Raw genomic sequence first — 22,660 nt, 5'->3', positions numbered from 1 at the left:
TAAAATGCCGGCCCTTTCCTGCTGCCGGCCCCTGCGATGAACCCCGACGCCCTCTGCACCCTGCACCACCACCTGCTGACCGCCCTGGCGGCCGCGCCCGTGGAAACCCGGCGGCTGTTCCACGGGCGTGGGCGTTGCTGGCCGGGGCTGGAACAGCTGACAGTGGACTGGCTGCAAGGCGTGGTGCTGGTGGCGCTGTTCAAGGAGCCGGAACCGCAACAGCTGGAGGCGCTCAAGCAGTCGCTGCTGGCCCTCGGCGCGACGCCCGAGTGGCAGGCCAGCGGCGCCCATACGCTGTTGCTGCAACACCGTTACCAGCTGCAAAGCCCGGTGGACTGGCTGGTGGGCGAGGCCATCGACGAGTGGACCCTGATCGAGGAAGGCCTGCGTTACCGGGTGGACCTGGGCAAGAAGCAGAACAACGGGCTGTTCCTCGACATGCGCTACGGCCGCAACTGGGTGCGCGCCAACGCCGCTGGCAAGCGCGTGCTCAACCTGTTCGCCTACACCTGTGGTTTCTCGGTGGCGGCCATCGCCGGCGGCGCGACCCAGGTGGTCAACCTCGACATGTCGCGCCCGGCCCTGAGCCGCGGCCGCGACAACCACCGGCTCAACGGCCACGACCTGAGCCAGGTGAGTTTTCTCGGCCACGACCTGTTCAAGTCCTGGGCCAAGGTGAAGAACGCCGGCCCTTACGACCTGGTGATCATCGACCCGCCGTCCTTCCAGAAAGGCAGTTTCCTGCTGACCAAGGACTACGCCCGCGTGCTGCGCCGCCTGCCGGAACTGCTCACGGCCGACGGCTGCGTACTGGCGTGCATGAACGATCCGGCCGTGGCCTCGGACTTCCTGATCGACGGCGTCACCCGCGAAGCCCCGGGCCTGCGGTTCGAGCAGCGCCTGGACAACCCGCCGGAGTTTCCCGACACCGACAGCGAGAGCGGCTTGAAAGCGCTGGTATTCCGCCGGGTCGAATAAGCGCCCGGGCCCGCGCCTGAACGACGCTCGGCGAGCGGTGGGCGCCCCGCTCATTCCATCCCCAGCCCGCGCCGGCCGATGGCATTGAGCTGCGCCGGACCGAACCGCCCCTGCCAGCCCGTTTCATAGTCCTCGCGGGGAAAATCGGGGGGTGACACGCCGCGCTCGAACGCCTCGTAGACCGCCTTGGCATAACGGCGGTTCTTCGCGCACATCGGCGCGGCCGGCACATACATCACGTTGCCCCAGCCCTGCTGGTCCTGCACCGCGGCCACGCTGTGGATCAGGTCGCAATGCCACCACACCGAATCGCCGGCGCGGACGTCGGGGATCGGCCGCAACGCCTGGATCAACAGCGGGTGCCACTGCGCGGAAACCGGCAACACCTGGCCTGGCGCCACGCCGCACAGTTCGTCCTCCGGCACGTCGTCGAGCAGCGGCCGCAACAGCAGGTAGGCCATGGCCTTGGGAATCGGCACGGCGTGCAGCACGCCCTGGTCGGTGCCCATGTCCGACAGCGCGGTCCAGCCCTGGAAGGTCCGGAACACCGAGCAGGTCACCGTGTCGCGGTAGGCGTACTCGTCGAACTCGGTGCGATGCGCCGCGTCCCAGGGATCGTAGGCGGCGAAATCGTTGCGGTAGAGGCTGGCGAAAACCTGCTGGTAGGCCGGGTGCAGCCAGCGCTCCAGGGCGCCGGAATCGGTGTGCGCGCCCAGCCCCCGGGAGCAGGTGCCCGGCGGGCGGCGCCGGACGCGGTCGGGGTACAGCACATTCACCTGCGGGTCGAACCACTGCCGGCCCCCGGACTCGCTCTTCCACAAGCGGTTGAGAAACACCTGTGCCCCGGCCATGCGTTCGTGCTGGCGCAGTTGCATTTGCGCGGGCGACCAGTAGATGGGGAAGATCTGCGGCCGCGATGCTTCCAGGTTGCCGAAGAAGCGGTCGACCGGGCCGCGGTAGACCCGCTCGAAATCGTTGCGCGCCAGGTACGCCAGCAAGTCCTGGTCCCAGGCCTCGACCGTCTCCCGGGCAAAGTGCCCGCGCACCACCACACAACCGCGCCGGTGGATCGCCGCGCGCTGTTCGGCGCTGACCCGGCCGCCGGCGATCTGCTGGTAATCCAGCTCCGGCCAGGCCGGCGCGGTATCGAACGAGGCGATTTCCTGTTCGATAAAGGCGCTGACTTCAGCGAACAGCGCTTGCACGTCGCCGATCCGGGCACGCAGCGCGCGCTTCATCCGCACGATCTGTTCGCGATAGTTGTCGGGCAGGCTTTCGCTGTGGAACGAGGGGCTGGGCAAGGAAGGATTCATGGACGTGACCTGTGGTGGGCATCTTGGGAAAACAGCCTGGCGGGTCGGATGCCCGCTGCCGCCATGAAACCCCGGAGCGCCGCTCGCAGGCAGTGGGGTTTGGCGCGCAGACCGATACGATCATGGCGTTTTTAGCGAGCCGTACAGCAGGATCCTGTCACTGGAAACGCACGCGATGGACCTGGCGGAACGCCGAAGGGGTCATGCCTTGCCGGGCCTTGAACTGGCGATTGAACAGCGCCAGCGAGGCGTAGCCCACGGCCTCGGCGACCTGGGTCACCGGCACCTGCGAACCTTGTACCAGCAGCGCGCAGGCGCGGCCGATCCGCAGCCGGGCGATGTACTCCAGGGGCGTGGCCCGGGTATGGCGACGGAACATCCGGTGGAACGCCGAGACGCTGACGCAGGCCATCCGCGCCAGCTCGGCCACCGTCAGCGCCTGGCAGTAATGCCCGTGAATATGCTCCAGCACGCGCTGCAAACGGATGTCTTCGATCACGCCCTCCCCAACGGCCGGCAGGATCATTTCCGCGCAGGCGTCGCGGCTCAGGTGGGTCAGCAGGCCCAGCAGCGAGACCAGCCGCGTCGGTTGGTCCTCGGCGACCATGGCCTCGATCGCCGGGCGCGCTTGACGCGCGGCCTCGGCGCTGAACTGCAAGGCGCCCCGGGCCGCCGCCAGCAAGGGCCGCAACCCGGCCATCTCGGGGAACAGGCCGGTCAGGGAAGTCGCCCAGGCCTCGGAAAACCAGATCACCAGGGCCACATGGGGCTGACCGGGGTCGAGCCGCTGCTGCGAACTCCAGCTGTGGGGCACGTTCGGCCCGATCAGCACCAGGTCGACGTCGTCGTAGGCGCGCACGTCGCCGCTGACGTAGCGCTGCCCACGGCTGTTGAGGGTCAGGGTCAGCTCGTATTCCGGGTGGTGGTGCCACTCGAAGGGGATGGCCTCGGGCAGGCGCCGATCGAGCATCGACCAGGACGCATTGGCCGCGGTGGGGATCTGCTCGAAGCTCGGTTTCATCGCCACACATCCTCGGGTTGGCGAGGCTCAAGGCCCGGCCGTGCAAACAGGCCGCCGTGGCGGCGTCAGACCTGCGCCTGGACTACTTCGATGCCCTGGCGCCGGTAGTCGTCGATATCGCCCGAGGCCAGGTGCTGTTCGGTGATCAGCGTATGCAGGCGGTCGCAAGGCGCGACCAGAAAAGGCTCCACCGCGCCGAGCTTGTCGGCGGTGGTCACCGCCACCACCTGCGAGGCGCTGGCGAGCAAGGCCTGCTTCACCGGCACCTCGTCGAAATGCAACGAAGTGATGCCGACCTCCGGATGCACCGCGCACACCCCGGTGAACAGCAGGTCGGCACGGATGCCCTGGATCAGCCGCACCGCCTCATGGCCGCCGGCGGACAAGGTCGCCGGGTTGAGCCGCCCGCCCGCGAGGATCACCTGGCTGCGCGGGTACTCGGCCAGGGCCATGGCGATCAACGGCGAAGCGGTGACCGCGGTGATGCCGATATCGGCAGGCAGCGACCGGGCGATCAGCAGCGTGGTCGAGCCCGAGTCGAACATCACGATCTGCCCTTCCTGCACCCGCTGCGCGCCGAGCCTGGCCAGTTGGCGTTTGGCCTCGCTGCTTTGCTCCAGGCGGGTGAACACATCCTTGCCGGTGTCCTTGGGCCGCGGCAGCGCGCCGCCGTGCACCCGCTGCAGCAGTCCGGCATCGGCCAGCTCCGCCAGGTCGCGGCGGATGGTGTCCTCCGAGACCGAAAAATGCTGGCCCAGCTCCGATGCCATCACCTTGCCGTCGCGTTCGAGCAACAACAGGATCTTCTGCCGGCGCAGGTGCGGCAGCTCGGCGACTGAATGGTGGTTTTGCATGGTTATGCCTGTTACTGCGTGTTTATGCGAGATTAGCCAAGACCACGCGCAAACACAACCGCAGGTTGCGCTGGCCGCCTCGGCCCGGGATTGCTTTACTGACGCAGCCCCCCACGACGCAAGAGGAAGCATGCGATGCCACGTCTCAGCGCCAAAGACTTCGCCCCTGAGCTACTGGAGCTCTACGACTACTACGCCCATGGCACGATCAACCGCCGCGAGTTTCTCGACCGGGCGGCGGCCTTCACCCTGGTCGGGCTGACCGCCAGCGCCACCCTCGCCGCCCTGACGCCGAACTACGCCCTGGCCGAACAGGTGTCGTTCACCGACCCGGACATCCTCGCCGAGTACATCACCTACCCCTCGCCCAAGGGCCACGAACAGGTGCGCGCTTACCTGGTGCGCCCGGCGAAAGCCCAAGGCAAGCTGCCGGCCGTGGTGGTGGTCCATGAAAACCGCGGGCTCAACCCCTATATCGAAGACGTCGCGCGGCGCCTGGCCAAGGCCGGTTTCATCACCCTGGCCCCCGATGGCCTGAGCTCGGTCGGCGGCTACCCCGGCAACGACGACAAGGGTCGCGAGCTGCAACAGAACGTCGACCCGGAAAAACTGATGAACGACTTTTTCGCCGCCGTCCAATGGCTGCTCGAACACGACGCCAGCACCGGCAAGGTCGGCATCACCGGTTTCTGTTATGGCGGCGGAGTGGCCAATGCCGCGGCCGTGGCCTACCCGGAACTGGCCGCCGCCGTGCCCTTCTACGGACGCCAGCCGGACAGCGCCGAGGTCGCGCGCATCCAGGCACCGCTGCTGTTGCACTACGCCGAGCTGGACACCCGCATCAATGAAGGCTGGCCCGCCTACGAGCAGGCGCTGAAAGCCGCGGGCAAGACCTACGAGGCCTATGTCTACCCGGGGGTCAATCACGGTTTTCATAACGATTCGACGCCGCGCTACGACGAGGCGGCGGCCACACTGGCCTGGGACCGGACGCTGGCGTGGTTCGACAAATACCTGAAGGTCGGCGGTTGAAGGCCAGCCGCTGAAAGCCGCCAGCCGAGACCGCGAGCGCAGGCGGCGACACCCTCGTGCCGCCGCCCGCTGTCAATGCACGGCCTGGATCAGCCCTGCAGCAAGGCCGTGGCGATCACCGTGCCCATGGGCGTCGGTTGCGGGTCGTTCTGGTGCTGGACCGCATCCAGCGCCCACTGCTCCAACTGCACCCGGCCCTTCTGGAAGATCATCATGTGGGTCGAACCGCCGAACTCGAAGTGGCCGATCTCGACGCCACGCTTGATGCTCACCGGCGCCGCGCCCTCGTTGACGATGAACTGCGGCTCGATGATGCAGGTCGAGACCTCGACCATGCCGATGCAGATCAGCGCGACATAACCGCAGGTCGGGTGCTCGAAGACGAAGATCGCCCGCGCCGCGACATGCCCCAGGTACGGCTGCGACTCGGTGCCCTCCCAGGTGCCCTGGCCTTCGCCCTGCCCCGGACGCTGGGCGAAATAGGTGCCCGGCTGCACCCAGGAGCGCACCAGCTTGCCGTCCAGCGGCGCGTTCCAACGGTGATAGTGAGTCGCCGAGAGAAAGCCCTGGTACGCCTGGCCGCCCTGGAACAGACCGGCCCAGCGGTCCTCGCCGGCGAACAGGTCGAGCAGCGAATAATTGACGTCCTTGATCCAGAACTCGGTCTCGAACGCCACGTCGTTTTCGTACTGCCAGGGCGTGGTCTCGCAGCCGATATCGACCTGGGTCGCCGGGTTGCCCTGGAACGGCCGCGCGCCGGGCACGAACTTGCGGATGAAAAACGAGTTCCACGAGTCGAAGCCGTAGCCGGGCAGGTTCGGGTCGTGTTCCATCTGCGTCCAGACCCCGGCCTCGTGCGCCGCCGCCGAGATCCACGAGCCGGGTTTTTCCGGGTCGTTGATGTCCAGCTTGTCGAGGGAGGCGCTGCTCTTGAGGAACGCGTTCCAGGCATTGAGCACCTTCTTGAACTGCTGGTTGAAGGTCGTGTCGTGGAACAGCGCGACCCCGGCCTCGGTGCCCATCGCCACCGCCAGGAAGGCGTTCATCGGCGTGCCGACCTGGGCCGTGGCGTTGAACGACGACGAGGTGCTGATGATCTCGTTGAGGACCTCGAAGAAGTAGTCGTAGCCGGGAATCCATAAGGCATCGCCATCCGAGTCCTTGATCTCTTCCTTGGTCGCCTCGTCGAGCGTCGCCACATAGGCGTTCGACTGCTCGATCATCGAGTTGACCCACATGCGGTACACGCTGTTATGGGTGACCCAGGTCTTGAACTCGACGATTTCCGCGCGCATCGGGGTCAGGGTGCCGGCCTTTTTCTTCGCCGCGATCAGGTTGCGCAGCGGCACCAGGAACTTGGCCGTGGCCCAGACCCGGTTCGGCACCCAGAAGCCCATCTGGATCGGCCCGGCATTGTCCAGCGTCAGGCATTCGCGGCCGGTGCTTTCCAGGCGCGCCTCCCGCGAGGGGTGTTTGGAGGGAGTGTTGCGGCTATCGAACTGAGTCATTTCTTTACTCCTTTAAAGACGGCGCGCCCGGCCGTGGTCGGCAGGGGCACTTCCAGACTGCGATGAGGTAAAAACCTGCAAACGACAGCTCCAGCGGGCGTTCATGTCAGGAGGCGATCAGGATTCACACAGGGCTGAACGACGTTCCGTGTCCTTCTCGCAATGCCGGTCCCGGGCAGAATGCGGCGGCCGAACGGCCGGGTGCAGGTACGACTTGCCTGAACAAGTAAAGCTGCTTCCGCGGTTTTTTGGGGGCGGGCGGAAAATTTCCCGGGCCCGGCGGCGCGGCCAGGCCCAGGGCCGTCATCCGGCGTTCGGGAGTGCCCGGCCGTTCAGGAAAGCCGTGGCGGGTCGACCGGCGCGTGCAAGGCCATCAATTCGGCGACCCAGTCGATGAAGACACGCAACTTGATGCTGATATGCCGGTTGGGCGGGAACGCCACGTAAATCGGCATCGGCTCGAGGCGCCAGTCCTCGAACAAGCGCACCAGTTCGCCGCGGGCCTGGGCCGCCCTGGCCATGTAGTCCGGCAGCCAGAGCACGCCCAGCCCCGCGAGGCCGGCCGCCAGGTAGGCATTGCCATCGTCGACCGCCAGCACATAGCGGCCCTTGATCTCGACCCGTTCGCCGCCCCTGCGCATGGCATAAGGCAGGGCCTTGCCGGTGCGCGCCCAGAGAAAGCCGACGATGCGATGCTGCGAATCTTCCAGCGCCTGCGGGTGCGCCGGGGTGCCGAGGCGCTCCAGGTAACTCGGCGCCGCGTACACGCCCAGTTGCAGATCGCCGACCCGCCGCGCCATCAGCGACTGGTCCGTCAGCTCGCCACCGCGCAGCACGCAATCGACGTTCTCGCCGATCACATCGACGATCCGGTCGCTGACGCCCAGGTCGATCTGGATGTCCGGGTAGTGCGCGTGAAACCCGGGCAACGCCGGGACCAGGATCAGGCTGGCCAGCGGGCTGGGCACATCCACCCGCAAGCGTCCCCTGGGCAAGGCCGCGGCGCTGGAGAGGCTGGTTTCGGCGTCGTCCAGCTCGGCCAGCAAGCGCACCACACGCTCGTAATAGACCGCGCCGTCGGCGGTCAGGTTGAGCCGTCGCGTGGTGCGGTTGAGCAACTTGACCCGCAACCGCGCCTCCAACTGCTGCACCAGTTGCGTCACGCTGGTCTTGCTCATGTGCAGCGTGTCGGCCGCCCGGGTGAAGCTGCCCGCCTCCACCACCCGCGCAAAGGCCTGCATTGCGTCAAAACGGTCCATTTCGACCTCGGATTGTTTGGATTCTACAAACAGTGATGGCTACGGTTGCTGGTTTATCGGCCGCGCGCAAGTGCCTAGAGTGCGTTTCATCGTTCATTCCAGGTCGATCCCGACCCTCTCGATGGAGGCAATACATGACCCAGCGCAATGTGGTTTTCCCACCCGGCCGCCAAGCCCTTTACGAGCGTAACCGCTACTCGCCGGCCATCCGTTCCAATGGCTTCCTGTTCGTCTCCGGGCAGGTCGGCAGCACCGCGGACGGCTCCCCCGAACCGGACCTCGAAGCCCAGGTGCGGCTGGCCTTCAACAACCTGAACGCGATCCTGGCAGCGGCCGGCAGCAGCTTCGACGACGTGGTCGACGTCACCGTCTTCATCGTCGACCCCGAGGCGAAGTTCGAAACCATCTGGAAGGTGGTGCCGGAGTTCTGGGGGCAGGCGCCGCACCCGACCCTGACCGCCGTCGGCGTGACCTGGCTGTACGGTTTCGATTTCGAGATCAAGGTGATCGCCCGGCTGCCACAAGCCGCCGGCGACTGAGCCGCCCTCTGTTGCCTGTGCATGGCGACCTTGGGCCGCCATGCATGCACTGCCGAATACGCCTGCCCCCTCTCCTGCACAGCTGACCCAGCATCACCCGTCTGCTGACCAATGATCTTTTGTCAGCCCCGCGCCGCCGATAGTTAACTCTCGCCCCGCGAAGCCCCGTTACGGGCCCCGTACAAAATCAATAAGAGGGTTGGCCGATGCAAGGCAATGGCGCGTTGCTGTGGGTGTTGTTCGCCGCGATCGTGATGATCGTGGTGCTGATTGTCCGGTTCAGGGTGCATGCCTTCCTGGCGCTGATCGCCGCGTGCGGCGTGGTCGGGATAGGGTCGGGCATGCCCCTGGACGGCATGCTCGATTCGTTCCAGAAAGGCCTGGGCGATACCCTGGGGTTTCTCGCCGCGATCATCGGGCTGGGCAGCATCCTGGGCAAGATGCTCGAGGAATCGGGCGGCGCCGAGCGCATCGCCCGTACCCTGCTCGACGCCCTGGGCGAGCAGCGCGCGTCCTGGGTGATGATGCTGGTGGGTTTCATCGCCGGCATCCCGGTGTTCTTCGAGGTCGGTTACATCCTGCTGATCCCGCTGGTGTACGTGGTGGCCAAGGCCACCCGGCTCAACCTGCTGTACCTCGGCGTGCCGCTGGCGGTGTCACTGATGTGCGTGCACTGCATGCTGCCGCCGCACCCGGCGGCCATGGCCATTACCCACTTGCTGGGAGCCGACGTCGGCAAGGTGATTGTCTACGGCCTGATCGTCGGGCTGCCGACCGCCATCGTCGCCGGGCCGCTGTGGATTCGCCTGGTGGCCCGCCGCGACGCCAGCCCCGCCCAGGCGCTGTTCCTCGAAGAGCGCAGCCAGGCCCGCGGCGAGCGACCGTTGCCGGGCTTCTGGCTGACCCTGCTGGCTATCCTTCTGCCGCTGGTGCTGATGGTCGGCAAGACCTTCGCCAGCACCCTGCCCGCCGGTTCGGCCCTGGCCGGGTTGCTGGGGTTCTTCGGCAACCCGCTGGTGGCGCTGGTGCTGGCGGTGGTCTTCGCCTACTGGTCCCTGGGCCTGCGCCACGGCCTGCGCATGCCGGACCTGCTGGCGCACACCCAGAAAAGCCTGCCGCCGCTGGCCAGCATCCTGCTGATCATCGGCGCCGGCGGGGCCTTCAACGGCATCCTCATCGACAGCGGCGTGGGCCAGGTCCTGGCCGACTCGCTAACCCGGTTGGACATCAACCCGGTGCTGCTGGCCTGGCTGGTGGCGGGCCTGATGCACTTCGCCGTGGGTTCGGCGACCGTGGCCATGATGAGCGCCGCGGCCATCGTCCTGCCGACCCTGGGCGTCGACTCCGGCTACAGCAAGGAGATCATCGTGGTCGCCATCGGAGCCGGGGCCATCGGCTGGACCCACGTCACCGACTCGGCGTTCTGGGTGGTCAAGGAATACCTCGGCGTGTCCCTGGCCGACGCCCTCAAGACCTTCACCAGCGCCACCGTGCTGGCCTCGGTGGTGGCCTTGCTGCTGACCCTGGGCCTTGCCCGTTTCGTCTAACCCCTTTGCCACAGGAAGCTTCCCCATGATCGCCGGCCAGACACTCGCCACCTGGACCCAACGCTACCCGCTGCTCGAAGCGCTGATAGCGTTGCGCGAAACCACCTGGTTCACCCCCACCCGTGCGCCGCTGGCCGAAGGCCTGGGCGACCTGGCCCTGACGGCCGCCGACGTGGCCGACGCCAGCGCGCGCCTGGAACGCTTCGCCGCGTATTTTCGCTCGGCCTTCCCGGAGACCCAGGCCACGGGCGGCATTCTCGAATCGCCGATCCAGCCGCTGCCGGCCCTGCAGGCCGTGCTGGCGCGCCGCTACGGCCAGGCCCTGCCCGGCGCGCTGTGGATCAAGCAGGACAGCCGCCTGCCGATCTCCGGTTCGGTCAAGGCCCGCGGCGGTATCTACGAGGTGCTCAAGCACGCCGAACGCCTGGCCCTGGACGCTGGCCTGCTGCGCCAGGACCAGGACTACAGCGCGCTCGATTCGCCCGCGGCCCGGGCGTTCTTCGGCCAGTACCGGATAGCCGTGGGCTCCACCGGCAACCTCGGCCTGTCCATCGGCCTGATGGGCGCCCGGCTGGGGTTCCAGGTCACGGTGCACATGTCCGCCGACGCCCGCCAATGGAAGAAGGACAAGCTGCGCGCCCACGGCGTCAGCGTCATGGAATACGCCAGCGACTACAGCCTCGCCGTGGCCCAGGGGCGCCAGCAGGCCAGCGCCGACCCCGCCTGCCATTTCGTCGACGACGAGAACTCCACCGACCTGTTCCTCGGCTATGCCGTGGCGGCCGAACGGCTGAGCCAGCAATTGGCCGAGGCCGGGGTCCGGGTCGATACCGAGCACCCGCTGTTCGTCTACCTGCCCTGCGGCGTCGGCGGCGGCCCCGGCGGCGTGGCCTTCGGCTTGAAGCTGGCGTTCGGCGACGCCGTTCACTGTATATTTGCCGAGCCCACCCATTCGCCGTGCATGCTGCTGGGGGTGCATACCGGGCTGCACGACGCGGTCTCGGTGCAGGACTTCGGCATCGACAACCTCACCGCCGCCGACGGCCTGGCCGTGGGGCGCGCCTCGGGGTTCGTCGGCCGGGCCATGCAGCGGCTGGTCGAGGGCTACTACACCGTCAGCGACGACGAGCTGCATGCCCTGGTCTGGCTGATGGCGCAGCACCAGCGGTTGCACCTGGAACCCTCGGCCGTGGCCGGCGTGCCGGGCATCGCCCGGGTGCGGGCGCACCGCGAGCAGTACCTGCAACGCAGCGGCATGGACGCCCAGGCTTACGAGCGGGCCACCCACCTGGTCTGGGCCACCGGCGGCAGCATGGTCCCGCAAGCCGAGATGCAGGCCTATCTGGACCAGGGCGCGCGGGTGCTGCAAGGCTCATAACCCACCGACAGGAGCACCGCCGGCTTGTACAACCTACCGCCCCGACTGGCCGCCAAACTCAACGGCAGCCAGTTCTCGAACCTGTTCACCTTCCAGGTCGCGGCCCGCCACCTGAGTTTCAGCAAGGCCGCCGACGAGTTGTGCCTGACCGCCAGTGCGGTCAGCCATCGCATCGCGCGGCTGGAGGCGGAGTTGTCGATCCAGCTGTTTCAACGGCTGACCCGCCGGGTGCAGTTGACCGAAGCCGGCGAGCGCATCTTCGCGATCCTCCAGCAGACCCTGGGCGATCTGTCCGAAGTCCTGGCCCAGCCCCTCGATGCCGATCTGGCCGGACCGCTAACCCTGTACGCCCACCCGTCCATCGCCCATGCCTGGCTGGTGCCGCGCCTGGCCGAGTTCGGCCAGCGCTTTCCGGGGGTCAAGCTGGACCTGCGCGTGGGCAACGACCGCATCGACTTCCGCAGCCGGCAGATCGACCTGGCGCTGTACTACGGCACCGGCGAATTCCATGGGCTGAGCGCGCACCGGCTGATGCAGGAACGGGTCGCCCCGGTGTGCAGCCCGCAATACGCCGAGCGTCACGGGCTGTACGGCGCCGTCGCGCAGTTGGAGCACTGCACCCTGCTGCATGACTCGCTGGCCTGGGAGCATGCCGCCTTCGATTCCGAATGGGCCTTGTGGCTGCGCCAGCAGGGCGAAGGCCTGGCCCTGCCGAAACGCGGGCTGACCTTCGACCGCTCGGACCTTTGCGTCACCGCCGCCATCCACCATGCCGGCGTGGCGATCGGCCGCGAGCACCTGGTCAGCGAGGCCCTCGGGCAAGGCCGGCTGGTGCTACCGTTTAACGGGTTTGCCCGTAGCGGCGAATACGCTTACTACATCGTCCACCCAGCACTCGACGTCCTGCCGCGACGGGTGTCGGCCTGTATCGAGTGGTTGCGAGAATGCGCGGCGCACACGCCGCACGCCTGAAGCCGGCGCGGGGAACGCCGGCGGGGCAAGGCTAGCGGCTGGCGCCGCCGGCCTTCTTGCGCAACGCCTTGAGGCGTTGGCTGGCGCGCTGCACCGCCGCCATTTTTTCCGGGCGCTTCATGCGCTTCCATTGGCGGATGTCGTCCTTGCTGCGCCCGCAACTCAGGCACAGGTCGCCGCTCAACTGGCAGACGGCAATGCAGGGGTTTTCAATGTCCTTGGCCATGCCTCAGCCGCGCGACATCAGTGTTGCATCATGCTGTGATCGCCCATGTTCAGCGCGCGCGCCTGGGCCTCGACCTTGATCGACTCCTTCTCGCCCTTGGCGTTTTCCACGGTCAGGGTCAGCGGCACCTTGTCGCCTTCCTTCACCTGGGCCACCAGGTCGATCAGCATCACGTGATAGCCGTGGGGGTCCAGGGCCACGGCCTTGCCGGCCGGCAGCGCGACGAAGTCCGCCGGGCGCATGCTCATCACATCGTTGTGCATGGTCGACTGGTGGATCTGCACGATCTTGGCCGCCGGCGACTCGACGCCGAGCAGCTTGCTGTCTTCGCTGGCGGTCAGGGTCATGAAGGCCCCGGTGGCCTGTTGCCCGACGACGGTGGCGCGCACCCAGGCGTCGCTCACCTGGGTCTGGGCCGCGGCCTGGCCGGCCAGCCCCAGCAGGGACAGGCCCAGCAGCAGGCCCTTGGCGCGGCGGGCGATAACGCGGTTAGTGCAAAACGGGTTCATCAGCAAACCTCCATGACGGTGAGCAGGTCTTCCGCGCACTCTTGCGCGGTAAGCGATTGGGACAACCCCAGGCGCAGCGTGCCCCGGGAGTCGTAGACGAAACTGGTGGCGGTGTGGGACAGGGTGTAGGTCGAGCCGCTGGGGATCTTCTCGTAGAACACGTCGAATTCCTTGGCCGTGGCCGCGGTTTCCTCCAGGGTGCCGTAGAGCGCGACGAACGTCGGGTCGAAGGCCTTGACGTAGGCGTCGAGCACGGCCGGGGTATCGCGCTCGGGGTCCAGGGTGATGAAGATCACCTGCAGGCGCTCGCCGTCGCGGCCCATCAGCTTCTTGGCCTGCGCCGCGCGCGCCAGCGTCGTGGGGCAGATCGCCGGGCACTGGGTAAAGCCGAAGAACACCATCGGCATCAGGCCGCTAAAGCTCGACAGCGTCCTGACGTTGCCCTCGGTGTCCTTCAACTTGAAGGTACGTCCCATGATCTTGTCGCTCAGGTCCTTGCCGTATTTGAACGACAGCTTGCCCCGGGGATCGCAACCGGCCAGGACACCGAGACCGAGCAACCCCATACCTGCAATCACCTTGCGGCGACTCAACAAAACACTCATTCGCTACCGCCCTTTTCAGGAGCCGAAAGTCCAGACGAACCGCCAGGCGAATCGTCCGTAAAGCGGCGCATGTTAGCAAAACGAGGTGCCGCGATTCCTGCCTAATGGATGACAGGTTGTGTGTAAACCGGGGCACTGCGACGATTCGCCGCGCCCTGCCCTCACTCCATTCCTTGCCGCCTTCGCCCCCGCAAAACCCGTCCGGGTGGCCGCCACAGCCGTTATTCCGTAACATTCGCGCCTTCCCCGCAATCCCCGGCCGCCGCTGGCCGTCCTCTCAGGTAATCCATGAAACCCGCTCGCCTTCGCGCCGACATCCTGGCCGGCCTCACCACCTCGTTCGCGCTGGTGCCCGAGTGCATCGCCTTCGCCCTGGTCGCCCACCTCAACCCGCTGATGGGCCTGTACGGGGCTTTCATCCTCTGCACCCTGACCGCGCTGTTCGGCGGCCGCCCGGGGATGATTTCCGGCGCCGCCGGGTCGATGGCGGTGGTGATCGTCGCGCTGGTGGTGCAGCACGGCGTGCAGTACCTGCTGGCCACGGTGCTGCTGGGCGGGCTGATCATGATCGCCTTCGGCCTGCTGCGCCTGGGCAAGCTGGTGCGGATCGTGCCGTATCCAGTGATGCTCGGTTTCGTCAACGGCCTGGCGATCATCATCGCCCTGGCCCAACTGGAGCACTTCAAGACCGGTGAACGCTGGCTCGGCGGCATGGCCTTGTGGCTGATGCTGGGGCTGGTGGCGCTGACCATGGCCATCGTCTACCTGCTGCCGCGCCTGAGCCGCGCGGTGCCGCCGGCGCTGGCGGCGATCCTCGGGGTCGGCCTGCTGGTCTACCTGCTGGGCCTGCCGACCCGCACCCTGGGCGACATGGCGCACATCGCCGGCGGCCTGCCGCAGTTCGTCCTGCCGGACATTGCCTGGAACCTGGACACCCTCGGCATCATCGCCCCCTACGCCTTCCTGATGGCCATGGTCGGCCTGCTGGAAACCCTGCTGACCCTCAACCTCACCGACGAATTCACCGAGAGCCGCGGCGCGCCGGACCGCGAGTGCGTGGCCCTGGGGGCGGCGAATATCGTCTCCGGCCTGTTCGGCGGCATGGGCGGTTGCGCGATGATCGGCCAGACCGTGATCAACCTCAGTTCCGGCGGCCGCGGCCGGTTGTCGGGCGTGGTCGCGGGCGTGATGATCCTACTGTTCGTGCTGTTCCTCTCGCCCTTGATCGAACGCATCCCGCTGGCGGCGCTGGTCGGGGTGATGTTCGTGGTGTCCCAGCAGACCTTCGCCTGGGGCTCGCTGCGGGTGCTGCACAAAGTGCCGCTCAACGACATGCTGGTGATCGTCGCGGTCACCGCCATTACCGTGTTCACCGACCTCGCCACCGCGGTGCTGTGCGGCATCGTCATCGCCGCCCTGAACTTCGCCTGGCAACATTCGCGCGAGCTGTACGCCGACAGCCACCAGGAGGCCGACGGCAGCAAGCTGTACCGGGTCCACGGCACGCTGTTCTTCGCCTCGACCACGTCCTTTCTCAACCACTTCGACCCCGCGGGTGACCCGGCCCAGGTCACCCTCGACTGCCAGCACTTGAGCTTCGTCGACTACTCGGCCATCGCCGCCCTGAAAACCCTGCGCGAACGCTACGCCAAGGCCGGCAAGCACCTGCGGGTAACGCACCTGTCCGAGCGTTGCAAGCAGTTGCTCAAGCGGGCGGGGATCCAGCACGGCTAGGGGCGGACCTCAAGAGGCGGCCATCTTCGGTGGGCAGCTCCGTTCGACAAATGCCTTTACACCCCATCCCTGCTTTCTTACTGTCAGACGGCCCCGGCTTCTAGCGGGGTAGCCAGCCCATCGAAATTTCAAGGAGTGAATCATGTCAGGCAAAGACCTGCTGCTGAACAGTATCGAGACGTTGAGAGAAAGCCTGATGCTGGGGCACAAGCAATCGCAGAAATACCCTTCGACGGTCATGGGCAACGAACGCGAACTGATCATCGAAAGCCTGCTGGCTCGCGTGCTGCCGCAGAACGTGCGCTACGGGTCCGGAGTGATCATGGACTGCTACGGCAAGACCTCGGGCCAGGTAGATATCGTGCTCGAGTGCGAGCAGAGCTTCAGCCTGCCCATCACCTCCGGCAAGCAACGTCTCTACTTCGCCGATACCGTGGCGGCGGCCATCGAAGTGAAGTCCGACCTGCGCAAGCAGAAGGTCGAGGCATTCGCGCAAAGCGATGCGGTCCAGCAGTTGCAGCGGAAGAAGTCGCAAAAAGAATCCATCCACCACAACGAATACCTGGTCCCGTCCTACATCATCGCCTTCCAGGGTGCGCAGCCGGACACCATTGCCAAGTGGCTGTTCGAAGAGTGCAGAGGGAAAGGCCAGAATTACCCCACCGGCATCCTGTGCCTCGATCCCGCTTACTTTTTCAGTTTCGAACCCTCGGGAAACTATGAAGCCACCGGCGACAGCGCCATTTTCGCGTTCCTGTGCAGCCTCTCCAATTGGTTGTCGTTCAATAGAAACAGCCGCTTCGACGTCAAGAGCTACGTCTCGCTCCTGGACTGATTGACCAAGCCCACCCGCTTCCTCCCCGGAAAAACAGGCGAGCCATGGCTCGCCTGTTTTCGTCGCTCGGCGAGAGGCGGTTTCGGCCAAAACAGAGACATCACTGTGATATCATCGCCACCTTTCCGGCAGGGCCCGTGCCGCCTCGTCCCCCCGGAAACGCCCATAAAGAAGGCGCCTCGATGCGCCTCCCGCCTGCCTTGCCTGCAAGAACCGACGGCGCCCCGGAGCCATTCCGCAGCGCGCCGCTCTGCTGCGAACCTGCCCGATGCGGTGCAGGTTGTGCCTTTTGCCGCCACAAGGAACACCGCCATGCTTTTACGATCGATGAATATTTCCCGCCGTGCAGGCCTCAGTTTTGCCCTGATCGCCTTGCTGGCCGTCGCGCTCGGGGTGTTCTCCCTGCTGGAAATGCGGCGCATGAACGAGCAATCGCTGGAGGTCGACAGAAACTGGCTGCCCTCGATCGTCGCGGCCAATGCCATGGCCTTGAGCAGTACCCAGATCCGCACCCTGACCCTGCGCCTGCTGGTGGTGCGCGACAGCGCCGACGTCGAGGCCCTGCTGAACCGGGTCGATCAGCTCGAGGAGCAGTTGTCGGTCCAGGAGCAGGCCTACGAAAAAGTCAGCATCGCCCCCGAGGAAAAAGCCGCCTACGCGCGCTACCTCAACGTCAAGGCCAAGTACCTCCAGGAGCAGCGCCGCGTCCTCGATCTGGCGCGCCAGGGGCACAAGGACGAGGCGATCGCGATTGTCGACGGCGGCTCCTTCCTGACCAACGCCGACGCCATGCTCAAGGAGTTGCTGACCGTGGTCGAGGTCAACACCCACGGCGGCGAAGCGGCGGCCACCCGCAGCAACGAGGTGTACCACAGCGCTGTCGGCCTGGTGCTGGCGATCCTCGCGGTGGTGCTGGTGCTGACCGTCGGCCTGGCCCTGGTGCTGACCCGCAGCATCGTGCGGCCGCTGGGCCAGGCTGTGGAAGTCGCCGAGACCATCGCCAGCGGCGACCTCTGCCATGCCATCCACGTGACCGGCAACGATGAGCCGGCGCGCCTGCTGCTGGCCCTGCAACGCATGCAAGAGAGCCTGCGCAGCACCCTGCAGAAGATCGCCGATTCCTCCAGCCAGCTGGCCTCGGCCGCCGAGGAACTGCATGCGGTGACCGAGGACTCCAGCAAGACCCTGCACCAGCAGAGCAACGAACTGGAGCAGGCCGCCACCGCGGTCAACGAGATGACTGCAGCCGTGGAAGAAGTCGCGCGCAACGCCGTCAGCACCTCCGAAGCCTCGCGGGAAACCGACACCACCGCCCACCACGGGCGTGAGCAGGTGCAACACACCGTCGACTCCATCGGCGACCTGGCCGACGAAGTGACCCGCACCTGCGAACAGGTCGAACACCTGGCGGTGGATGTGCGCAATATCGGCCAGGTGCTGGAAGTGATCCGCTCGATCGCCGAACAGACCAACCTGCTGGCCCTCAACGCCGCCATCGAGGCCGCCCGGGCCGGCGATGCCGGACGCGGTTTCGCCGTGGTCGCCGACGAAGTGCGCGCCCTCGCCCACCGCACCCAGCAGTCGACCCAGGAAATCGAAAGCATGATCGGTACCATCGAGGAAGGCACCGAAGGCGCGGTCAGCGCCATGCGTCACAGCAACGAGCGCGCCCACCTGACCCTGGAAGCCGCCCGCGCCTCGGGCCTGGCCCTGGACCAGATCACCCAGGCCATCACCGCGATCAACGAACGCAACCTGGTGATCGCCAGCGCCAGCGAAGAGCAGGCCCAGGTCGCCCGCGAAGTGGACCGCAACCTGGTGAACATCCGCGACCTGGCCACACAGACCTCGGCCGGCGCCAACCAGAGCAACGCCGCCAGCCAGGACCTGTCGCGCCTGGCGGTGGAACTCAACGGCCTGGTGAACCAGTTCAAGGTCTGAGGGCCAACGCACCCGACTCCCGCGCCCGAGTGCGCGGGAGTTGTTTCAGTAGGCGTACTCGCCAATCACCCGCCGCACCCGTTCCAGGGCCACGCGCAGTTGCTCCATGTCGAGCGAGCCCAGGGCCAGGCGGATGGCGTGGGGCACCGGCGCGGCGCTGACAAAGGGCTCGGCGGTGGACACCGAGACCTTTTCCCGCTGCAGCGCCATGGCCACCTGGTCGGCGCGCACCTCTTCAGGCAGCGGCAACCAGAGGAAATACGACGCCGGATGGCCGATGCAACGCAGGCCGGCCAGCACCTCCCTGGCCAGGGTTTGCCGGGCTGTCGCGTCCTGGCGTTTCTCTGCCTCCAGGCGCTCCACCGTGCCGTCGTCGAGCCAGTTGCAGACCAGCGCCGTCATCACTCCGGGGGTGTTCCAGGTGGTCGCGCGAATCGCCCGCTCGATCAGCGGCACCCAGGCCAGCGGCGCGACGACGAAACCGACCCGCAGCCCGGTGGCGACATTCTTCGAGAAACCCGAGACATAGACCGTGAGTTCCGGCGCCAGGGCCATCAGCGGCGCGGGCGGGTCCTCGGCGAGAAAGGCATAGGCGCCGTCCTCGATAATCAGCAGCCGATGCTGCCGGGCGATGCGCACCAGACGCTCGCGCCATGCCAGGTCGAGCACCCAGCCCATGGGGTTGTGCAGGGTCGGCATGGCATACACCGCGCGCACCCGGCGGTTGCGGCACAGTTGCTCGAAGGCGTCCAGGTCGGGGCCCTGCTCGCTCAGGGCAATCGACACCAGCTCGACGCCCTGGGCGTCGGCTGCGACCTTGAACCCCGGGTACGTCAGGGCATCGGTGGCCACCACATCGCCGGGCTTGAGCAGCGCCATCACCGTGGCCGCCAGACCGTGCTGGGCGCCGCTGACGATCGACAATTGCTCCGCGGCCACCGTCAGCCCGCGGCTGGCCAGATGGCGGGCCAGCGCCGCCCGCTCATGGGGCCGGCCGCTGTGGGGCTGGTAGCGCAGCAGCGCCTCCAGGTCGCCGGCCGCCGCCAGCTGGCGCAAGGCCCCGCGCAGCAGCTCGGCCTGCCCAGGCAGCGCGGGGTAGTTGAAATTGAGGTCCAGGGTGCCCGCCGCCAGCGGCTGCTGATCGATGCCCTGGCCGGGCGGCAGCGCGGTCTCGCGGACAAAGGTGCCGCGCCCGGCCTCGCCGCTGACCAGGCCCATAGCCTCCAGTTCGGCGTAGACCCGCGAAGCCGTCACCAGCGCCAGCCCTTCCCGGGCCGCCAGTTCGCGGTGAGTGGGCAGGCGAGTGCCGGGGGGCAAGGCACCGGCACGGATATCGGCGGCAAAACCGTCGACCAGTTGTTTATAGCGGGCGCGGGCCATAGGCACCTGTATCCATGACAATATTTTGATTGTATTGCTTTGCCTGCCTAGGATGAGGCCTGAGCAGCCCCGGCGCAATCGTGCCCCGCAGCGCTGCGCTTGTTCCCGAACCACACAGAGCCCTTTCATGGAACGGACATCTAACCTGCAACACTCGAGCACGCCCAAGACCGCCAGCGGCTGGCTCAACGGCTTTATCGGCGTGCTGATCTTCAGCGGCTCGCTGCCGGCCACCCGACTCGCAGTGCTGGAGTTCGACCCGCTGTTCCTGACCGTAGCCCGCGCCAGCATCGCCGGCGTTTTGGCCCTGTGCCTGTTGCTGCTGTTCAAGGAAAAACGCCCCAGCAGAGACCAGCTGTGGCCCCTGACCATCGTGGCCCTGGGCGTGGTGGTGGGTTTTCCGCTGTTGACCGCGCTGGCGTTGCAGTACGTCACCTCGGCCCATTCCATCGTCTTCGTCGGCCTGCTGCCGCTGGCCACCGCGGCGTTCGGCGTGCTGCGCGGCGGCGAGCGGCCGCGACCGGTGTTCTGGCTGTTCTCGGGCCTGGGCAGCCTGCTGGTGGTGGGGTTCGCGCTGTCCCAGGGGCTGAGCGTCGCGCCGGCCGGCGACCTGCTGATGCTGCTGGCCATCCTGGCCTGCGGCCTGGGTTACGCGGAGGGCGCGAAGCTGTCCAGGACCCTGGGCGGCTGGCAGGTGATTTCCTGGGCGCTGGTGGTGTCGCTGCCGCTCATGGCCTTGCTGACCCTGTACAGCGCCCCGCCTTCGTTTGCCGGCATCACCCCGCCGGCCTGGCTGAGCCTGGCCTACGTCGCGCTGTTCAGCATGCTGATCGGGTTCGTCTTCTGGTATCGCGGCCTGGCCCAGGGCGGAATCGCCGCCGTCGGCCAGTTGCAATTGCTGCAACCGTTCTTTGGCCTGGCGCTGGCAGCCACGCTGCTGCACGAACAGGTCAGCCTGGGCATGCTCGCAGTGACCGTGGCGGTGATCGGGTGCGTGGCCGGGGCGAGGAGGTTCGCACGCTAGCGGCCCAGTCTCGCCCCGCAAGGACCGGGCTGGACGCAGGTTGCCCTTCAGACCGGAGAGATGGTGGCCAATACCCCGATTGCGATGGTCAGCGCCAAGAATCCAAACAAGAAAATCGCCATCTTCGCCATAAGGCCTCCTGAAACAATAGGTGTTCGCCAACGCGAAACACAGAACGCCCCCTCGGGTCGCTGCCGGTGGGCCAGTGCGCCCGGGGGTGAGCCATTGTCAGGCCAGATCTGATCCCGATACAGATGCAGGTAAAAAAGAAAAATACGGATCAGATGGTCAGGGGGTCATGTCGACTCCTCAGCCAAAGGGCCGGGTACATGCGTCAAAGCCGATACGCTCCGGCCCAGGGCCGCCAGCGCCCCCGTCAGCATGGCAGCTCGGGCAAGCGGCGATCCCCTGCCCCAAACCGCCCCCGACCTTGAGTTACTTGCGCGCCAGCTTGTAGCGCACGCAATCCTCGTAAAAGCCCTGGCGAACCGTGGCCGGCTTGGCCCGCGAAGCGCTGTCGTAGGTCTGTTCGGTTATGCCCATGGCCAGCATCCGCATCCAGCCCTTGCTGAACTTGTAGGCCTGCAACTTTTGCCGGGCGGCATACAAGGAAACGCCCGACAGCTTCAGCTCCTGCGCCCGGGCCGCCGTCCCCGCGCCCCAGCTGCACACATACCGGTCGTTGGCCGCCAGCTCCTTGCCCTCGGCCGCGGCCGCCGCGCCGACCAGGGCGAACGAGGTCAGCGTGATCCACACATTGCGCATTTTTCGATCTACCTAACCACCTGAAATTAAAGTGATTTTGGCGACGATTCGGCGCTTGCGGGGCCAGCACGACGCAGGCTCGGAGAAGGCAATGTGCCTCTCTTTTAATGGCCACTTATCCCGTACGCACACCGCGACCGGCCCTGGCGGCTTGCAGCACCCGCGCGCCGGGCAGAAAAGTCCCCCGTGGCGGCGTCCGGCTGGTATCGTGCGGCCCTGTAAAAAATGCCGCACGATGGAGGAAATGGACGTTGAGTACTGAAGAGAAACTGACCGGGGACCTGTTCGAGGTCGACAAGCGCCTGAGCCTCAAGCCCGTGGTGGACTTCAACAGCTTCCTGCGCACGGCCTTCGGCGCCGGCCGATGCACCTGCGGGCGTTGCGTGGCCAGCCAGGGCAACGAGGCGGGTTATGCCTTCCAGCACAGCTTCGAATTCGACGGCCAGGCCACCCACCGCCGCTTCGCCAACACCGCGGGCAGCGACGTGCTGCTGGCGCTGAAAAAGGCCTGGCTGTCCTACACCAAGGCCGAGCTGGACGTCAGCGGCAACCTGGCGCTGGACGCCGTCAAGGAATTCGTCGAGCCGCAACTGCACAACCGCCTGCTGCCGCTGTTGCTGGCCAGCGGCCTGGTCAAGGAAATCGACGGGGAACTGCCGATCCAGGCGCAGGCAGCGGCCTGAGTCCAGGACCCTCTCCAACAATAAAAAGGTGACGACATGCATCCGCTTTCCATGCAAGACAGCGCCGCGCCGGATGGCGTGTGCTACGGCTGCGGCGGCAGCAACCCCCATGGCCTGCACATCAAGAGCCACTGGCATGCGGACGGGGTGCATGTGATGGCCGAGCACCTGCCGGACGCCAAGTACTGTGGCTGGCCCGAACTGGTGTATGGCGGCCTGATCGCGATGCTGGTGGACTGCCATTCCAACTGGACCGCCATGGCCTACCACTACCGCGCCGAACAACGCTCCCTGGACAGCCTGCCGCGCATCAACTGCGTGACCGGCAACCTCGGCATCAAGTTCATCAAGCCCACCCCGATGGGCGTGCCCCTGACCCTGCGCGCCAGGGTCGAAGGCGACGTCGGCCGCAAAAGCCGGGTGATCTGCGAGGTGTATGCCGGCGATGTGCTGACGGCCGTTGGCGACTCGCTGTTCGTGCGGGTCGATACCGAGCAGTTGGCGGCAGCGGCCCATGGCCGGGAGGCTGATCCGGCCCAGCCGGCCTGATACCGCTG

At 66.7% G+C, this 22,660-nt stretch carries 22 protein-coding genes and 1 pseudogene; 13 read left to right on the top strand and 10 right to left on the bottom strand.

Features of this window, described 5'->3' with window-relative positions; genetic code table 11:
- Positions 1-36 precede the first annotated feature (36 nt).
- Positions 37-978: a class I SAM-dependent methyltransferase gene (locus BTN82_RS11005; protein WP_075119147.1), complete on the top strand. Its 942-nt coding sequence runs from the start codon at positions 37-39 to the stop codon at positions 976-978.
- A 50-nt stretch (positions 979-1,028) separates the two neighbouring features.
- On the opposite strand, the gene BTN82_RS11000 is transcribed toward BTN82_RS11005, so the two are convergent.
- From BTN82_RS11000 to BTN82_RS10990, 3 genes are all read right to left on the bottom strand, one after another.
- The gene (locus BTN82_RS11000; RefSeq protein WP_075119146.1) at positions 1,029-2,291 is read right to left on the bottom strand and encodes a DUF1479 domain-containing protein; all 1,263 of its coding nucleotides are present in this window, start codon (positions 2,289-2,291) and stop codon (positions 1,029-1,031) included.
- 157 nt (positions 2,292-2,448) lie between these two features.
- Entirely contained in the window at positions 2,449-3,312 is an 864-nt protein-coding gene (locus BTN82_RS10995) for a helix-turn-helix domain-containing protein (RefSeq protein WP_075119145.1), read from the bottom strand.
- Positions 3,313-3,377: 65 nt separating this feature from the next.
- Positions 3,378-4,166, bottom strand: a complete 789-nt coding sequence (locus BTN82_RS10990) for a DeoR/GlpR family DNA-binding transcription regulator (RefSeq protein ID WP_075119144.1) — start codon at positions 4,164-4,166, stop codon at positions 3,378-3,380.
- A gap of 135 nt (positions 4,167-4,301) precedes the next feature.
- Between BTN82_RS10990 and yghX the strand changes: the two genes are divergently transcribed.
- A complete protein-coding gene (gene yghX, locus BTN82_RS10985; protein WP_075119143.1) occupies positions 4,302-5,198 on the top strand; it encodes a YghX family hydrolase in 897 nt (298 codons plus the stop codon).
- A gap of 89 nt (positions 5,199-5,287) precedes the next feature.
- Here the strand turns inward: yghX and BTN82_RS10980 are convergent, their stop codons facing one another.
- Both BTN82_RS10980 and BTN82_RS10975 read right to left on the bottom strand, forming a co-directional pair.
- Entirely contained in the window at positions 5,288-6,706 is a 1,419-nt protein-coding gene (locus BTN82_RS10980) for a phosphatidylserine decarboxylase family protein (RefSeq protein ID WP_075119142.1), read from the bottom strand.
- Positions 6,707-7,038: 332 nt separating this feature from the next.
- Positions 7,039-7,965, bottom strand: a complete 927-nt coding sequence (locus tag BTN82_RS10975; protein ID WP_075119141.1) for a LysR family transcriptional regulator — start codon at positions 7,963-7,965, stop codon at positions 7,039-7,041.
- 134 nt (positions 7,966-8,099) lie between these two features.
- On the opposite strand from BTN82_RS10975, the gene BTN82_RS10970 reads away from it, so the two are divergent.
- The 4 genes from BTN82_RS10970 to dsdC all read left to right on the top strand — a co-directional run bounded on the left by BTN82_RS10970 (position 8,100) and on the right by dsdC (position 12,401).
- Positions 8,100-8,504, top strand: coding sequence for a RidA family protein (locus BTN82_RS10970; protein ID WP_075119140.1), 405 nt, complete (start codon positions 8,100-8,102; stop codon positions 8,502-8,504).
- A 206-nt stretch (positions 8,505-8,710) separates the two neighbouring features.
- Complete coding sequence (locus BTN82_RS10965; protein WP_075119139.1) at positions 8,711-10,051, top strand: gluconate:H+ symporter; 1,341 nt, start codon at positions 8,711-8,713, stop codon at positions 10,049-10,051.
- A 25-nt stretch (positions 10,052-10,076) separates the two neighbouring features.
- Positions 10,077-11,429 carry a D-serine ammonia-lyase gene (locus tag BTN82_RS10960; RefSeq protein WP_075119138.1) on the top strand — a complete coding sequence of 451 codons (1,353 nt, stop codon included), beginning with the start codon at positions 10,077-10,079 and terminating at the stop codon, positions 11,427-11,429.
- Between the two features lie 24 nt (positions 11,430-11,453).
- Entirely contained in the window at positions 11,454-12,401 is a 948-nt protein-coding gene (gene dsdC / locus BTN82_RS10955; protein WP_075119137.1) for a DNA-binding transcriptional regulator DsdC, read from the top strand.
- 31 nt (positions 12,402-12,432) lie between these two features.
- Here dsdC and BTN82_RS10950 read toward each other — a convergent pair whose 3' ends face one another.
- Genes BTN82_RS10950 through BTN82_RS10940 form a run of 3 tightly spaced genes read right to left on the bottom strand, consistent with a single transcriptional unit; the run spans position 12,433 to position 13,741 of the window.
- Positions 12,433-12,627 (bottom strand): DUF1289 domain-containing protein, encoded by a 195-nt coding sequence (locus tag BTN82_RS10950; RefSeq protein WP_075119136.1) that lies wholly within the window; start codon positions 12,625-12,627, stop codon positions 12,433-12,435.
- Positions 12,628-12,644: 17 nt separating this feature from the next.
- Positions 12,645-13,136: a copper chaperone PCu(A)C gene (locus tag BTN82_RS10945; RefSeq protein ID WP_075119135.1), complete on the bottom strand. Its 492-nt coding sequence runs from the start codon at positions 13,134-13,136 to the stop codon at positions 12,645-12,647.
- The gene (locus BTN82_RS10940; RefSeq protein WP_075119134.1) at positions 13,136-13,741 is read right to left on the bottom strand and encodes an SCO family protein; all 606 of its coding nucleotides are present in this window, start codon (positions 13,739-13,741) and stop codon (positions 13,136-13,138) included. Before BTN82_RS10940 ends, BTN82_RS10945 begins: the two co-directional genes overlap by 1 nt.
- Positions 13,742-14,029: 288 nt before the next feature.
- Between BTN82_RS10940 and BTN82_RS10935 the strand changes: the two genes are divergently transcribed.
- The 4 genes and pseudogenes from BTN82_RS10935 to BTN82_RS31840 all read left to right on the top strand — a co-directional run bounded on the left by BTN82_RS10935 (position 14,030) and on the right by BTN82_RS31840 (position 18,251).
- Positions 14,030-15,475 carry a SulP family inorganic anion transporter gene (locus BTN82_RS10935; RefSeq protein WP_075119133.1) on the top strand — a complete coding sequence of 482 codons (1,446 nt, stop codon included), beginning with the start codon at positions 14,030-14,032 and terminating at the stop codon, positions 15,473-15,475.
- A 142-nt stretch (positions 15,476-15,617) separates the two neighbouring features.
- On the top strand, positions 15,618-16,310 hold the full coding sequence (locus tag BTN82_RS10930) for a DUF6602 domain-containing protein (protein WP_075119132.1): 693 nt from the start codon (positions 15,618-15,620) through the stop codon (positions 16,308-16,310).
- Between the two features lie 312 nt (positions 16,311-16,622).
- A pseudogene (locus BTN82_RS31845) lies at positions 16,623-17,393 on the top strand (MCP four helix bundle domain-containing protein); the annotation flags it as partial.
- Positions 17,388-18,251 carry a methyl-accepting chemotaxis protein gene (locus BTN82_RS31840; protein ID WP_410002805.1) on the top strand — a complete coding sequence of 288 codons (864 nt, stop codon included), beginning with the start codon at positions 17,388-17,390 and terminating at the stop codon, positions 18,249-18,251. The pseudogene BTN82_RS31845 and the gene BTN82_RS31840, both read left to right, overlap by 6 nt.
- Before the next feature lie 45 nt (positions 18,252-18,296).
- On the opposite strand, the gene BTN82_RS10920 is transcribed toward BTN82_RS31840, so the two are convergent.
- Positions 18,297-19,631 (bottom strand): PLP-dependent aminotransferase family protein, encoded by a 1,335-nt coding sequence (locus BTN82_RS10920; protein WP_075119130.1) that lies wholly within the window; start codon positions 19,629-19,631, stop codon positions 18,297-18,299.
- A gap of 127 nt (positions 19,632-19,758) precedes the next feature.
- Here BTN82_RS10920 and BTN82_RS10915 point away from each other — a divergent pair, with 127 nt between their 5' ends.
- Positions 19,759-20,655 carry a DMT family transporter gene (locus BTN82_RS10915; protein ID WP_075119129.1) on the top strand — a complete coding sequence of 299 codons (897 nt, stop codon included), beginning with the start codon at positions 19,759-19,761 and terminating at the stop codon, positions 20,653-20,655.
- Positions 20,656-21,090: 435 nt separating this feature from the next.
- Here the strand turns inward: BTN82_RS10915 and BTN82_RS10910 are convergent, their stop codons facing one another.
- Positions 21,091-21,420: a hypothetical protein gene (locus tag BTN82_RS10910; protein ID WP_075119128.1), complete on the bottom strand. Its 330-nt coding sequence runs from the start codon at positions 21,418-21,420 to the stop codon at positions 21,091-21,093.
- Positions 21,421-21,671: 251 nt separating this feature from the next.
- On the opposite strand from BTN82_RS10910, the gene BTN82_RS10905 reads away from it, so the two are divergent.
- Positions 21,672-22,103 carry a hypothetical protein gene (locus BTN82_RS10905; protein WP_075119127.1) on the top strand — a complete coding sequence of 144 codons (432 nt, stop codon included), beginning with the start codon at positions 21,672-21,674 and terminating at the stop codon, positions 22,101-22,103.
- 36 nt (positions 22,104-22,139) lie between these two features.
- Complete coding sequence (locus BTN82_RS10900) at positions 22,140-22,652, top strand: PaaI family thioesterase (protein WP_075119126.1); 513 nt, start codon at positions 22,140-22,142, stop codon at positions 22,650-22,652.
- Positions 22,653-22,660: the final 8 nt, after the last annotated feature.

It is taken from the genome of Pseudomonas chlororaphis, assembly GCF_001921865.1.
In the GTDB taxonomy this organism is placed as follows: domain Bacteria; phylum Pseudomonadota; class Gammaproteobacteria; order Pseudomonadales; family Pseudomonadaceae; genus Aquipseudomonas; species Aquipseudomonas chlororaphis_D.
The sequence above is the reverse complement of the archived record's forward strand: the minus strand, read 5'-3'. Positions and strand labels throughout refer to the sequence as shown.